Origin of the sequence: Streptococcus sanguinis (genome assembly GCF_050220005.1) — a bacterium.
Lineage (GTDB): Bacteria > Bacillota > Bacilli > Lactobacillales > Streptococcaceae > Streptococcus > Streptococcus sanguinis_Z.
In genome coordinates, this window is the sequence record NZ_CP071413.1 from 2,004,945 (window position 1) to 2,018,471 (window position 13,527).

General features: G+C 45.3%; 12 protein-coding genes. 4 read left to right on the forward strand and 8 right to left on the reverse strand.

Features of this window, described 5'->3' with window-relative positions; genetic code table 11:
- Window positions 1-360: 360 nt before the first annotated feature.
- The 5 genes from J1C86_RS09805 to J1C86_RS09825 form a co-directional block, all read right to left on the reverse strand.
- Entirely contained in the window at window positions 361-2,583 is a 2,223-nt protein-coding gene (locus tag J1C86_RS09805; RefSeq protein WP_125408778.1) for a heavy metal translocating P-type ATPase, read from the reverse strand.
- 10 nt (window positions 2,584-2,593) lie between these two features.
- On the reverse strand, window positions 2,594-2,965 hold the full coding sequence (locus J1C86_RS09810; protein WP_002898343.1) for a cupredoxin domain-containing protein: 372 nt from the start codon (window positions 2,963-2,965) through the stop codon (window positions 2,594-2,596).
- Between the two features lie 18 nt (window positions 2,966-2,983).
- A complete protein-coding gene (locus J1C86_RS09815; RefSeq protein WP_002898344.1) occupies window positions 2,984-3,379 on the reverse strand; it encodes a CopY/TcrY family copper transport repressor in 396 nt (131 codons plus the stop codon).
- A 145-nt stretch (window positions 3,380-3,524) separates the two neighbouring features.
- Window positions 3,525-4,157 (reverse strand): SGNH/GDSL hydrolase family protein, encoded by a 633-nt coding sequence (locus J1C86_RS09820; RefSeq protein ID WP_125406064.1) that lies wholly within the window; start codon window positions 4,155-4,157, stop codon window positions 3,525-3,527.
- A complete protein-coding gene (locus J1C86_RS09825) occupies window positions 4,157-5,014 on the reverse strand; it encodes a Cof-type HAD-IIB family hydrolase (RefSeq protein WP_185755744.1) in 858 nt (285 codons plus the stop codon). The genes J1C86_RS09820 and J1C86_RS09825 overlap by 1 nt, the downstream gene beginning before the upstream one ends.
- Window positions 5,015-5,197: 183 nt before the next feature.
- Between J1C86_RS09825 and J1C86_RS09830 the strand changes: the two genes are divergently transcribed.
- The 3 genes from J1C86_RS09830 (at window position 5,198) to J1C86_RS09840 (ending at window position 9,016) form a co-directional block, all read left to right on the forward strand.
- Window positions 5,198-5,839 carry a GntR family transcriptional regulator gene (locus tag J1C86_RS09830; RefSeq protein ID WP_125352301.1) on the forward strand — a complete coding sequence of 214 codons (642 nt, stop codon included), beginning with the start codon at window positions 5,198-5,200 and terminating at the stop codon, window positions 5,837-5,839.
- 247 nt (window positions 5,840-6,086) lie between these two features.
- Window positions 6,087-7,277 carry a quaternary amine ABC transporter ATP-binding protein gene (locus J1C86_RS09835; protein WP_004189995.1) on the forward strand — a complete coding sequence of 397 codons (1,191 nt, stop codon included), beginning with the start codon at window positions 6,087-6,089 and terminating at the stop codon, window positions 7,275-7,277.
- A gap of 14 nt (window positions 7,278-7,291) precedes the next feature.
- Window positions 7,292-9,016 carry an ABC transporter permease/substrate binding protein gene (locus J1C86_RS09840; RefSeq protein ID WP_002907277.1) on the forward strand — a complete coding sequence of 575 codons (1,725 nt, stop codon included), beginning with the start codon at window positions 7,292-7,294 and terminating at the stop codon, window positions 9,014-9,016.
- 69 nt (window positions 9,017-9,085) lie between these two features.
- Here J1C86_RS09840 and J1C86_RS09845 read toward each other — a convergent pair whose 3' ends face one another.
- Window positions 9,086-10,531: a glycoside hydrolase family 1 protein gene (locus J1C86_RS09845; protein ID WP_312022652.1), complete on the reverse strand. Its 1,446-nt coding sequence runs from the start codon at window positions 10,529-10,531 to the stop codon at window positions 9,086-9,088.
- A 105-nt stretch (window positions 10,532-10,636) separates the two neighbouring features.
- Between J1C86_RS09845 and J1C86_RS09850 the strand changes: the two genes are divergently transcribed.
- The gene (locus J1C86_RS09850; RefSeq protein WP_002896563.1) at window positions 10,637-11,509 is read left to right on the forward strand and encodes an AraC family transcriptional regulator; all 873 of its coding nucleotides are present in this window, start codon (window positions 10,637-10,639) and stop codon (window positions 11,507-11,509) included.
- A 152-nt stretch (window positions 11,510-11,661) separates the two neighbouring features.
- Here the strand turns inward: J1C86_RS09850 and J1C86_RS09855 are convergent, their stop codons facing one another.
- Together J1C86_RS09855 and J1C86_RS09860 are read right to left on the reverse strand one after the other, a co-directional pair.
- Entirely contained in the window at window positions 11,662-11,862 is a 201-nt protein-coding gene (locus J1C86_RS09855) for a RhtB family transporter (protein WP_125336376.1), read from the reverse strand.
- Between the two features lie 184 nt (window positions 11,863-12,046).
- On the reverse strand, window positions 12,047-13,429 hold the full coding sequence (locus tag J1C86_RS09860) for a CapA family protein (protein ID WP_004188757.1): 1,383 nt from the start codon (window positions 13,427-13,429) through the stop codon (window positions 12,047-12,049).
- Window positions 13,430-13,527: the final 98 nt, after the last annotated feature.

Genomic DNA, 13,527 nt, shown 5'->3' on the forward strand with positions numbered 1-13,527 from the left:
AATTTACCATGTTTTTTCTTACTTGTATAAGAATATGCTCAGAGATGCTCAATCCCTATTACATGACAGATGTTCTTTTTGAGAAAATTTCACAAACTTATAGTAGAATAGGATATTTTATTATAATTTGCATGCACCTCTAAGACTTGTAGCTGTAGGAAATCGAACAAAAAGAGACTGGGACAAAAGTCCTAGCCTCTTAATTGTTTTTGGATTGTCGAGCAAGACGCAGTGGTTGAGTGGGCTCTACTACATTGATTTCATTAGCTTTTACAGCCCTACTCAACTGTGCGGAGGTGAGACGACGAAATCGAATTCTAACGAATTACCGATTTCTGCCCCACTCTCTTTTTATTTCATTTAATCAATTTTCGCAACATTGAGAAGCAGCGAGCTAGTCAAAACAGACACAGAACTTAAGGCCATGGCAAGACCTGCTAGTTCTGGATTGAGGGTCAATCCCAGTCCTGCAAAGACTCCAGCAGCAATTGGAATCCCAAGGATATTGTAGATAGAGGCCCAGAAGAGATTGAGTAAGATCCTGCGGAAGGTCTTTTGACTCATGTCAAAGGCGCGCACAACGCCAAGTAAATCATTTTGCGTGAGCACGATGCCACCGGACTCGATCGCAATATCCGTTCCAGATCCCATAGCGATCCCCACATCCGCGATCGAGAGAGCTGGAGCATCATTGATCCCATCTCCAACAAAGGCGACCTTGCTAGCTTCTTGCAGTTTTTGGATGGCGCTAGCTTTTTCTTGAGGAAGGACATCAGCAATGACGGTGTCAATTCCCACTTGCTTAGCAATAGCTTGGGCCACCCGTTCATTATCCCCCGTTAACATGACCGTTTTCAAGCCCCGTTCTTTGAGCTTTTTGATCGCTTCTTTTGAGCTGGCCTTCGGAGCATCTTGAATGGCAATCAAGCCAATCACTTGCCCATCCACAGACAAACTGATCACTGTTTTGGCCTGCTCTTGCAACTCTACCATCCGTTTTTCAAGCTCCGGATCCATCGCTGTCCCGTCATGAAGTTTGCCATTTCCCAAGGTCACCAACTGCTGGTCGATCTGACCTTGGACCCCTTTTCCTTCAATCGCTTGGAAGTTTTCCACAGGGGATAACACCAAACCTTTTTCTTCTGCTTGGGATAACACCGCTTGGGCTAGTGGATGTTCTGAAAAAGTTTCAAGACTAGCAGCCAGTGTCAAGACACGCGCTTTATCTCCTACAACATCGGTTACAAGTGGTTGGCCAATGGTAATAGTCCCTGTCTTATCAAACACAACGGTTTGAATCTTTTGCACTTCTTGAAGAACTGTTCCATTTTTAATCAGAACGCCCATCTTGGCACTACGGCCGGTTCCGACCATCAGGGCTGTTGGGGTTGCTAAACCAAGGGCACAAGGACAGGCAATAATGAGGACAGAGACTGCATAGAGCATGGCCTCTTGAAGCGACGCGCCCAAAAGCACGGACCAAACCCAGAAAGTCGCAATGGCCAAAATCGTCACCACTGGAACAAAGATACCTGAAATCTTATCCGTCAAATCTTGAATAGGAGCACGACTGGATTGGGCCATTTTGACAAAGTCCACAATTTGAGATAGGAGGGTCTCACTACCGACTTTTTCAGCCTTAAAGAGAATGGTCCCATTGCTGTTGATAGTGGAGCCGATAACTGCATCACCAACTGATTTTTCCACAGGCAAGCTTTCACCTGTCACCATCGACTCATCAATGGTCGTACTTCCTTCTACAATCGTCCCATCAACCGCGATCTTTTCCCCAGGACGGACCCGAATCAAGTCATCAATTTGGATATCTTCTGCCGCAACCTCGACATAGTTCCCATCACGGAGAACTTGAGCCGTTTTTGCCTGCAAATCCAACAACTTTTCCACAGCCTCGGAGGCATTGTTACGCATCCGTTCTTCAAAGATTTGCCCTAAGAGGACAAAGAAGATGATAAAACCCGCAGCCTCAAAGTATACTGGCTGACCAGTAAAAAGGGCAAATACACTATAGACATAGGCTACCAGGGTTCCAAGAGCTACCAAGGTATCCATATTGGAATGATGCTTCTTAAATGAGGCCCAGGCACTCTTAATAAAAGGAACTCCTGCTACCAACATGATCGGCGTTGTCGCTAGAAAAGTCCCCCAGCGACTGACTGGATGGGATACAAATCCTGCCATCATCCCGATCATCAAGATCAATAAGGGAAGAGTAAAGATACTAGTAATCCAAAAGCGACCCCGTAAACTTAAGAGACGACGGCGTTTTTCCACAACCGTGTAGGAACCCTTTTGCATCTTCATTCCACATGAAAACTCGAAGTCCCCTGTTTCTGTCGGAGTAAAGGATATCACCTTATCCACACCGACTTCCAAAGGCTCTAAAATCCCCTGATCTTCAAACCAAATTTCCTTGTAACAGCCGGAAGGATTGACCCGATGGAAGGTGATTTCAGCAGGGATCCCTTTTTGAAGTTGAAATTCCTTTGGACTATAGCCTTTTTCTGCTGTAATACGGATCTTTTGCACTCCGTTTTCCACAACTGCTTTTTGTTTTTCTACCATACCTACTCCTTTATTCCACAATCATGTGACCATGCATCATGTTCATTCCACATGAATACCCATATTCGCCCGCTTTTTCTGGCGTAATTTCAATGACATGTTTTTCACCTAAAGGCAAATCTTCATGAACGCCAAAATCTGGAAAGATCACTTGAGCCAGACATGAAGATGGATCCTTGCGATTAAAGATGATCCGGGCTGGAACATTCTTTTTCAGGACAATGGTTTCAGGCGAATAGCCCCCCATGACTTCGACTTCAATTTCTTGATAACCTGATTTCTGACGAGCGTGGTCGCTTACCTTTTCATGCTCTGCAAAGAACCACCAAGCAATAAAAGCAACCACAAGTAAACAAACAATACTAATCAACAATCCAAACATGGAATTTCCTTCTTTCTATTACATACAATTGCAAGGGACTGTTTCGACAGCCTCTGCTTTCTTTTCTTCCAGGACCTGCTGCAGCTGATTAAGATCTGCAAGCGTAAAGTCACTCGCCTGAATCAAGTTTTCAAGCACCTGGACAATCCTTTTGGAGCAAACCTTGTCTTTCACATCCTCAACGACCAAGTCTAAACTCTGGTCCTGCTTCAACAAAGCCGAGTAAACAAAGGCTTTGCCTGATTTTTCTCTAGTCAAACATCCTTTCTCCATCAAGCGGGTCAAGAGAGTCTTGACCGTCGACTTCGACCAGTCAAAGCGCTCGGACAAGACGGCGATCAAATCCGTGCTGGTCTGCTTGCCTTCCATCCAGATAATCTTCATGATGCGCCATTCCGCATTGGAAATTTGCATGACCTCTCCTTTCTAAATCTACATTTGTAAATCTTATAATCCTATTTTACCTCTAAGATTTACATTTGTCAACCAAAAGTTTTTAAAAAAAATCTTCCTTTGAAGATTTGTCTGGTTGGGCTTTTTTCGCTCCCTATTTTTATCTCTATAACGTCTCCTGCAAAGCCTTGGACAGGGCTGCATAGCCAGCAATGGTCAGATGGAGGCCGTCCCTTGTGTAGTCTGGGCGCAGCTGGCCTTCCTCGTTCAGAAAAGCATCGTATAGATCAATAAACTGGACATTCATGTAGGCGCTGGCCAGCTGGCGATAGGCCTGATTGAGGGCCTGAATCTTTTCATTGCTACGGACATAGACCGTACTCTTGTAGGCTGGAGCTTCATTGACCGGCAGGACCGACAGCAACTGGATCTGAGCCAGCGGATAGTCGCGAGAAATCTCCTGAATAACGGCTTCCAAATTAGCCAGCGTTTCTGTCTGAGGCATCTCCTTGCCAATATCATTGGTACCTATCAGGATAAAGACCTTATCCAAAGCCTGCCCAAAGAGATGGGCATCTAGGTTTTCTAAAAGCAAATCAGTCTTATAGCCCCGAATGCCGCGGTTGACCAGTCTTTTATCCGTCTGCAGGAGCTCCTGGAGCGGATAGTATTCTACAATGGAATCTCCGATAAAGATGATGTCTGGCTCCTTGACGGAGAGTCGATTGAGCTCTCTGTAGTTTTGCTGCAATTTTGCCTGCTCCTTGAGAAGCCATTCTTCTAATAATTGTACTGCCATTATCCTTTTTCCTCTTCTAAGTATTGCTCAATCACCTGTAGAACACCGGATTCTGTATTGGCTGGTGCTAGGTAATCTGCCACCCCTTTGACCCGCTCATCGCCATTTTCCATAGCGTAAGAAATACCAGCTAATTCAAGCATTTCTACATCATTTTCACTATCGCCAAAAGCCATGATTTCCGAGCTTTGAATCTGCCACTTAGCCATCAGCTGCTGCAAGCCCCAAGCCTTGTGCATTCCATCTTGGAGGATGTCAATGGCTCCGTAACCACTGGCAACAGCGCTTAATCGGCCTGCAAAATGCTGATTGAGCAGACGAGCATGCTCTGCTGCTGCAGACTCTTCGACCATCATACTCATTTTCAAGACCTTGTCAAAAGGATAATCCTGAAGGCTAGGCACAAAATTCATCCGTTTGTGGAAAAGCTGGGCCATTTCCTTAGTCATAACCTTTTCAATCAAGGGAAACTTTGTCCCTTCCTGGACAAAGCCGCCTCTTTCGGAGGTCACAACCAGCTGAAGTTCCCTTTCATGACCGGAAAAATAAGCCAACGCATCCCTAATCAATCCAGGTTCCCAGAAACTGCTCATGCTTAGCTGATTCTTTTCAAAAATCCTAGCTCCGTTGGCGACTACCAAAGTCATTCGTTCTACCAAATCTCCCAATAGCAGACGCATCCGTGGAATTTCATTACCAGTAGCCACCACAAAGCGAATGTCTCTCTTCTCCAGCTCATCTAAAATAGTAGCCAGACGCGGCAAATCCAGCTGTCCCTGTCCGTCCAGCAAGGTTCCATCCATGTCTGCCGCTATCATCTTTACAGTCATCTTTTTATCCATTCTTATCTCTATCATCTGGTTTTTACTGTTCCTTTTCCAGAAAAGCTCTAACTTTTAGACATATTATACTACTTAAAAAAGTAAAAAGAAAGGCAAGAAGAGGCGGATAAGACGGTCGATTTTACAAAGAGCACTTTTCAATCTTCCAGTTTTATATTATAATCATAGCTATATTTCTGTTGTAAATTGGAGGTCCTCATGAGCAAAAAAGAAGTCGCATTCCCACGCTACCAGCAGATTGCCGTCGCTATTGCTGAGCGAATCGTTGACGGCAAATATCCCATCGGCAGCAAAATCTATGCCCGCTCTACCCTAGCCAGCAACTTCAATGTCTCTCCTGAGACAGCCCGCAAGGCTATCAATGTGCTGGTAGATCTGGAAATCATGGAAGTCCGCCATGGCAGCGGGGCATTCATTTCCTCCAAGGAAAAAGCTCAGCAGTTTCTCGAGACCTATAAAGATGTCAACTCTCTGCAGGACCTCAAAAGCAAGCTCCACCAGAGCATCCAGCGCCAAGAGGAAGAATTTGCCAACTTTTCCCAGCTGCTTAACCAGCTTCTCAGTCGGACCAAAGATGTTCAGCAGCGCTTCCCTTTCAATCCCTACGAGCTCCAGCTCTCAACAGACGCCATCAACCTAGGAAAATCTATCAATGAGCTCAATATCTGGCACTCGACTGGCGCTACCATTGTCGCAGTCCAGCAGGGAGACCAACTCCTAATCTCGCCTGGTCCTTATACCAAGCTGGAAGCCGGCAATACCATCTACTTTGTTGGCAACGAATTATCAGTCGGTTTGATGCATAATTTATTTTTTAATGAAATTGAAACAAACAAGTGAAACAGCACTTGTTTTTTCTTTGTCAAAAAAACAGAATAGACAGGCAAATCCGCTGTCTGACAAGCTTTTTACGACTTTCAAAAATATTTCAAAAAATCACTCCCCTTTTTTATAATATCCGAAAAATACCGGTCTGACGGTCTTTTGGGTTTGACAAAGTGACCACACGATGTTATACTGTGATGGTCTTTTAAGTGACAACTTATCAAAATAAACATGTAGTCACTTGTGCAAAAGGAGAAATACGTTGAATAAACTAGAAGTAAAACATTTGACTAAAATTTTCGGCAAAAGGCAAAAGCAGGCACTGGAAATGGTGCAGCAAGCCAAAAGCAAAACGGAAATTTTAGAAAAAACTGGTGCTACTGTCGGAGTTTACGATGTAAACTTTGAGGTTCAGATCGGAGAAATTTTTGTCATCATGGGACTGTCCGGTAGTGGGAAGTCTACCCTTATCCGCCTGCTCAACCGATTGATTGACCCAACATCAGGCGACATTTACATCGACGGCCAAGATGTGGCCAAGATGAACGAAGAGGAGCTGCGTGACGTTCGCCGCCACAAGCTCAATATGGTCTTCCAAAACTTTGGACTCTTCCCGCATCGGACCATTTTGGAAAATACTGAGTTCGGTCTGGAAGTTCGAGGTGTTGATAAGGAAGAGCGCACGCGCCTAGCTGAACAAGCTCTGGACAATGCCGGTCTCCTGTCCTTCAAGGACCAATACCCCGATCAGCTCTCCGGTGGGATGCAGCAGCGGGTCGGCCTAGCTCGAGCTTTGGCCAATAATCCTGATATTCTGCTCATGGACGAGGCCTTCTCAGCTCTAGATCCCCTTATCCGCCGCGAAATGCAGGATGAGCTGCTGGATCTGCAGGCAGAGCATGAGCGTACCATTATCTTTATCACCCACGATCTCAATGAGGCCCTGCGTATCGGTGACCGTATTGCTATTATGGCTGACGGTCAGATTATGCAGATTGGCACCGGTGAGGAAATCCTGACCAATCCAGCCAACGACTTCGTTCGAGAGTTCGTTGAAGATGTGGACCGCTCCAAGGTCTTGACTGCCCAGAATATCATGACAACGCCACTGACTACTAACATTGATATTGACGGACCAACCGTGGCTCTTAATCGGATGAAAAAAGAAGAGGTCAGTATGCTGCTGGCTGTGGATAGGAAGCGGCATCTCAAGGGTAGTCTAACTGCCGAAGCCGCCCGAGATGCCCGTAAGCAACATCAAGCACTGGCTGAAGTGATTGATAAGAACGTCCGCAAGGTCACTCAGGAAACCCTGATTACTGATATTTTCCCGCTGATTTACGATTCACCAGCGCCTCTGGCCGTTGTAGATGATAAGGACAAGTTAGTCGGCGTTATTATTAAAGGTCGAGTCATCGAAGCCTTGGCCAATACTACTGAATCTGAAGAATAAGGGAGGTTCGCATTTTGAATATTTTACAACAGCCAATCCCCGTTTCTCAATGGGTTGAGGCCTTTACTAACTGGGTAACTGATACCTTCTCCGGGCTTTTCTCGGTCCTTCAGGCTATCGGAAATGCCATCATGAATGGGATGACAGACACCCTGCTCTTCATTCCGCCCCTGCTCTTTATCGCAGTCATCACTATCTTTACCTATTTGATTTCCAAGCGTAAGCTGGGGCTGCCCCTGCTCACCTTCCTAGGCCTGCTCTTTGTTTACAACCAAGGCCTCTGGGAAAATCTCATGAACACTGTGACCTTGGTCATCGTCTCCAGTGCCATTTCCATTATCATCGGTATTCCACTGGGGATTTGGATGGCTAAGAGCAACCGTGTCGAAGCCGTTATCAAGCCCTTGCTAGACTTTATGCAGACCATGCCGGCCTTTGTCTACCTGATACCGGCCGTGGCCTTCTTCGGTATCGGTATGGTGCCTGGGGTCTTTGCCTCTGTCATCTTTGCCCTGCCACCGACTGTCCGCTTTACCAATCTAGCCATTCGTCAGATTCCGACCGAGCTGATTGAAGCGTCAGACTCCTTCGGGGGCACTGGCAAGCAGAAGCTCTTCAAAGTTGAGCTGCCTCTGGCTAAAAATACCATCCTAGCTGGGGTCAATCAGACCATCATGTTAGCTCTGTCTATGGTCGTTACTGCCTCTATGATTGGGGCGCCAGGACTGGGCCGCGGCGTTCTCTCTGCCTTGCAGCATGCCGACATCGGTTCCGGATTTGTCAATGGGGTGTCTCTGGTTATCCTGGCCATTATCATTGACCGCCTGACCCAGAAGCTCAACCAACCTCTGGCTAAAAAATCACCGGTCACTACTAAGGAAAAACGCAACAAGATTATGCTCTGGTCTGCTCTGGCTGCTGTTATCCTGACAGCCTTTGTCGGAAATCAAGTAACCAAGCTCCAGCAAAACAAAAAAGAAAAGGTCAACCTTGCCTATGTTGAATGGGACTCCGAAGTTGCCTCAACCAATGTCGTAGCGGAAGCTCTCAAGGAAATGGGCTACGATGTCACCATCACACCGCTGGACAATGCCGTTATGTGGAAGTCCGTTTCTAATGGCGAAGCCGATGCCATGGTTTCTGCCTGGTTGCCGACCACCCACGCTGCTCTCTATGAGGAGTACAAGGATAAGCTAGTGGACTTGGGGCCAAACCTTGAGGGCGTTAAGACAGGGCTAGTCGTACCAAGTTATATGGATGCCGACTCTATCGAAGACCTGTCAGACCAAGCCAAGAAAACCATCACAGGTATTGAGCCCGGTGCTGGTATCATGACCGCGACTGAGAAGACTATGCAAGAATACAGCAATCTCAGTGGCTGGAATCTTTCTTCTTCCTCAACTGGAGCCATGACCACTGCTCTGGATCAGGCTATTAAGAATAAAGAAGATATTATCGTAACCGGCTGGTCACCACACTGGATGTTCTCCAAATACGACCTCAAATACCTCAAGGATCCTAAGGGAACCATGGGCGGTAAGGAAGCTATCCACACTATGACTCGGAAAAATCTAGAAAAGGACTTACCAGAAGTCAATAAGGTCCTAGACAACTTCAACTGGACTCAAAAGGACATGGAAGAAGTCATGCTTAAGATTAACGAAGGCAGCTCACCAGAAGCTGCAGCCAAAGAGTGGATCAAAAACCACCAGAAAGAAGTCGAAAGCTGGAAGAAATAAAAGTATATAAAAAAGGATGAATCTTTTGATTCATCCTTTTTTTATAAGGAGCCATTTTGTTTAAGTCATTCAATCCTGATAGAGACTGTCTCCATTCGTCGCAATGACTTCTTTGTACCAATCAAAAGATTTTTTCTTGTAGCGGGCTAGAGTTCCGCTACCGTCATCGTTGCGGTCAACGTAGATAAAGCCATAACGTTTGCTAAGTTCTGCCGTGCTGGCTGAGACTAGATCAATACAGCCCCAAGTCGTGTAACCTAGCAATTCTACGCCATCTTCCAGCGCTTCTCCTACCTGCTGCAAATGCTGTTTGAGATAATCAATGCGGTAGTCATCTTCAACCGTTGGGCCATTTGGACCATCCACCAAGACATCCTTGGCACCGAGACCATTTTCCACGATGAAGAGAGGCAGCTGATAGCGGTCATAAAAGCTATTCAATACCAAACGCAGGCCAACTGGGTCAATCTGCCAGCCCCATTCTGAACTAGCCAGATGAGGATTCATAATACCACCTAAAAGATTGCCTCGGCCGGAAGAATAATTTTCCGGATCATGGGCCGCAACTACACTCATATAGTAGGAGAAGGAAATAAAGTCTACAGTATTTTCAGCCAAAAGCTCTTTGTCTCCCGGCGCAAACTGAATCTCAATCCCATTCTCCTTGAAGAAACGATTGATATAGGCTGGATATTTTCCACGCGCATGGATATCAGAGAAGAGATAGTTTTGATTTTCAAATTCTCGTGCTGCCAGCACATCTTCAGGTTTAGGTGTCATGGGATAGGCCGGCATGGTGAGAACCATACAGCCAATCTTAAAATCAGGATTAATCTCATGACCAATCTTCGTTGCCAAAGCAGAAGCTACCAGCTCATGATGGACCGCTTGATAGAGGTCTTGTTTGGACAACTCTTCAGCTGGCGTGGCAATGCCCCCACTCATAAAGGGCGCATGGAGAACAGAGTTGATTTCATTAAAGGTCAGCCAATACTTGACCTTGTCCTTATAGCGGATAAAAACCGTGCGAACATAGCGCTCGTAGAAGCCAATCAAATTGCGGTTGGCCCAGCCATTGTACTGACGCGCTAAATGAAGGGGCGTTTCATAGTGAGACAGGGTAATCAGCGGCTCAATGCCATATTTGGCCAGTTCATCAAAAAGATTGTCATAGAATTGCAGACCAGCTTCATTGGGCTCCTGCTCGTCTCCATTTGGGAAAATCCGAGACCAGGCAATGGAAGTTCGGTAGACCTTGAAGCCCATCTCTGCAAAGAGGGCGATGTCCTCCTTGTAACGATGGTAGAAATCAATCCCTTCCAGCTTGAGATTATCTGCTGTCGGTCCCTCGGTAATCAAAGGATTGCGGTCACCTGGCTTGGCTGGCACTCCGCCTTTTGGAGTCACATCCTGAACAGACAGGCCTTTTCCATCTAGATTATAGGCACCTTCATACTGGTTGGCTGCAGTTGCACCGCCCCAGAGGAAATTCTGCGGAAATTTACCCATTTGCATTTTCTCACTTTCGTTTTTTTTGTATTTATATTATAATAGTTGTCAAACATATTTTCTAACACAATTATCTTAATAAATTGTACTATTCTATGAAAGAGTGTCCCCATGATTGATTTAGGCCAACTACATAAAAATACCGTTTTTAAAAACCAAGGAACCCCTTATTCTCTGACCCGCACCATCACTGAGAATGGTCATCCAGATATTCTTTTCCACTGGCATACCGATGTTGAAATGATTTATGTCCACGAAGGAAAAGCACAATTTCATATTGACGACGACTACTTTAACAGCGAAAAAGGTGATATTATCCTGATTCGCCCCAATGCCCTGCACTCCATCCACCCCATCAACGACGAGCGCCATTATATGGACGCTATTAATTTCCATCTGGATCTGATGGGCTATTCTGCCATGGATCAGGCCAGCATCAACTATCTGCAGCCCCTCTACAATGGCCAGTTGGACTTGACTCATGTTATCAAGCCTACGGATACAGCCTATGCCGAGATTCGCCAGTGCCTCTTAGCAGCTATGGAAACAGGCTATTTCCGCAAATCTCACTACGAATTTCAGCTCAAAGCCCAGCTCAACCAGCTCTTCTACCTGCTCTTTGAGAACGGCTATGTCATTTCCAAAGACCTGTCACCAGAAGGCTATCGCAAGGAAGAAAAGATTCGCTCCATCATTGACTACATCAATGCCCATTACCAAGAAGACCTGAATATTGACCAATTGGCCGGCATTTGCGGCTACAGTTCCACCCATTTCATGAACTTCTTCAAGAAGCATCTGGGCGTTTCCTGCATTGAGTACTTGATCCAATTCCGCCTACGCAAAGCAGCCGAACTACTGCAACACTCCAACCTTTCTGTACTGGAAATCTCCAGCCAAGCAGGCTTTAATAACCTGTCCAACTTTAACCGCCAGTTTAAAAAATACTACCAAATGACACCAAGCCAGTATCGGAAGAAATGAAGCTCTAAATAGAAAATAAAAAACGAATACCTGTTAATCAAAATAAGCTGGAGGGTATTCGTTTTTTTATGCTAATTTCACAAGAAAGACAGAAATAATAGTATGTTTTTACATATAAGTCAGCTAAGACGTCAGTGTTTCAATCGTTCTCCTTACGAACTCATCATTTCTATACTAGCAAGTTCAGCAGAAGATTGAAGAGCCCCAGCCAAAAGATAGCTAGCAGCAAATTGCGCCCCTGCTTTTCCTTGAAGAGATTTCTTCTCAGAAACAGGCAGAAAATCAACAAGACCAAGGAGCACACCAGCAACAAAAACAAGATAAACATAGGTATAAGATACAAAAGTAGCCACAAACCAAAATGCATTTCATTTTCTTTCCAATCAAATAAGTCAAAATAATAGACAAGCTCGAAAACGGTCAGTTCCATTCATTAACAGTTCTATAATCCTTTTTAATTATAACAAAATCTTAAATTTCAAAACAGCAAAAACCAGATTGGTAAATCCAATCTGGCTAAAATCATATTCAAGCAATTTATTGCCCCGGCCAATTCAGTCCAACATGAGAATTCATTTCCTGATAGGCGGTATCAATCCGTGCTCTGGTTTCTTGATCCAGTTTGTCTCGATACTTGCCACCTTCGACAAAGTCGTCCAAAATCCAGGTCTGGTAAGTGTATAAAGGTAGACCGTCTGCCGAAGTAGTGCCTTTTTCCACTCGGCTGACCCAGCTCGGATGAGCCTGGGCACTTTTTATCTGTGTGCCCTTTGTTGTCTTTTCAATGGTAACATCCATCAGCACTCCGCGCTCGGTCCAATGAGCATTTTCAATCTCCTCCATGGTTTCGATGCGCTGATTGGAAATGAAATTCCCCATAGAATACATAATCAGCTTCTTCTGACCATCTTTCTCTACAATCTCCGCCGGCTGAACCACATGCGGATGCCCTCCAAAGACGATATCTGCTCCCCAGTCAACCATTTTATGGTAGAGGGTCATCTGCTCTTCTGTCGGCTCCAGCTGGTACTCTACCCCCATCTGAGGCATAACAACCGTGATGTCCGCTTCCTTTTCTGCCCGCTCAATCTCGGCTCGCATCTTTTCTTCATCCAGATCGGACAGACGATTGTCATAGTCTTCCTGACTGAGCAGCCCTTCCATGCCATTATAACCATAGGAGTAAGCCAGCAGTGCAATCTTAATGCCTTTGACTTCCTTTATCAAGAGCGGTGCCTGACTGCGGCTTTCATGCGGATAAACACCAATGGGAGTGATTCCCTCTTTTTCAAAAGCCTGAGCTGTAGTGAAAACTCCCTCCAAGCCAGAGTCTAAAATATGGTTATGGGCCAGGTCCATCACCTGATAGCCAGCATCCTTGATTGCTGGAACTACGGCTTCTGGAGCATTAAAAAGCGGATAGCCATTCAAGGGATAGTCTGGCCGAATCGTGCCCTCAAAGTCCCCTAAGACCAAATCTCCCTGCCGAAGCCATTCCTTAGCATATTGGAAATTCTCAGAAAAATCATAAGTTCCATCTTCTTTCTGAGCACTCAGATAAAGGCCATCGTGATAAAGCAAATCCCCAGTCGCCATGATACGAACCGTCTGATTCTGAGAAGAACCTGACTGCTGCTCTTTCTTACTAGGAGACAGTAAGGTAAAATCCTGCAAATGTTCTGACAAGAGGATTAAGCTGGCTGACAGCCCTACTACGGTCAAAAGCACTCCGACAAACTGGCGATTACTAAGCTGTTTTTGAAAGATTTTGGGACGAGGAAATGGAAGTTCCTTAAACCAATCCCGCCAAGCATGGTAAGCATCTGTCAGGAGAGTATGCTCCGCAGCAAAATCAGATATCTTTTTCCAAAGTTTCTGAAAAAAAGTCTGAATCTTCTCCCAAAGAAATTTTTTATCCATCACATCTCTCCGCTTTTTCTTACTTGATAATAGTGCATCAACATTTACTATATTGTACTATTTTTACCGCCAAAAGAAAAGAAAAGCAAAAAACAGGA